The sequence below is a fragment of the Micrococcus sp. LASM2_SD2 genome (assembly GCF_057364565.1).
In genome coordinates this window covers 1-1,003 of record NZ_JBNFOB010000412.1, presented here as the reverse complement: position 1 = coordinate 1,003, position 1,003 = coordinate 1, and the positions used below count along the sequence as shown (strand labels likewise).

Below are 1,003 nucleotides of genomic sequence, written 5' to 3'. Positions count from 1 at the left end.
GCCCGGCCACGTCCCGGGGGTCCGCCGGAGCGGTGGCGAGCGAGGCCAGCGCCCTGCGCAAAGGACTCTTCGGCGCCGCCTCGGCCAACAGCTGCCCGCCGAGCACGGCACGGTCACAGGCACCGGTGTCCGACGGCAGGAACACCTCCGGAGGCCGGCCCGGGCCGAATCGGCTCCACACCGCCGAGATCTGGGACTGGGGTGCTGTACCGGACGCCGTGGGCCGCACCCGGTTCACCACCACGACCGGCTCGGGGCCGTCGGGGACCGCCTCCCTCAGTGCCTCCACCCCCCGCATGAGCCGGGGCAGGCCGACCGCGTCTCCGGTTCCGAGGGCGATCACCCTGTCCGCCGCCCGCAGCGCGGCGAGGGTCGCACCGTTGCGCTGCGGTGCCGGCACGTCGAAGCTCAGCTCCTCGTCCTCCTCGAGGCAGAAGCCGACGTCCACGACGACCTCGTCGAAGTCCGTCCGTGCCTGCCTCAGCACCTCCTCCAGGGCCGCACCGCGCACCTCCGGCCACCGTTCCGGACGCGTCACCCCGGTGAGGACGGACAGGTCCGCTCCGGCCGCACGCACGGTCACGGCGGCCTGGGCCAGGGCGTCACGGTCGAGCCGTCCGCGGTCCGCGGCCCGAGCGGCACGGGCCAGTCCCGCCGACTCGTCCGTCAGCCCCAGCAGGACACCGACGGCGGGTCCGTAGGTGTCCGCGTCCACCAGGAGGACGCGCGCGCCCTGCGCCGCGGTCTCCGCGGCCAGGTTCACCGCGACCGTCGTCCGTCCCGGGGCGCCGGTCGGGCCCCATACGGCGGTGACGCGTCCAGGTCGAGGGGCTGGCGCTGCGGCCTCCTGGGCAGAGCCGGCCGGCCCCGCCGCGACACCCGTCGCACCGCGACCCGATTCGCTGTCGTGTTCCGTGCCGGTGACGGGACCCCCCGACCGCTCCGAGGTCCGGTCCGGCGCCGTCCTGGCCGCCCAGGGCACCCTCCCTCCCCCGTCTGCTCC

Annotated in this window: 1 protein-coding gene; it reads right to left on the bottom strand. The window is 76.3% G+C overall.

Annotated features, from left to right (window positions below; all coding sequences use genetic code 11):
- Positions 1-763 (bottom strand): CpaE/TadZ family protein (locus AC2W7A_RS12810; RefSeq protein WP_485991663.1); only part of this gene is annotated, 763 nt, incomplete at its 3' end.
- Between the last annotated feature and the right edge of the window lie 240 nt (positions 764-1,003).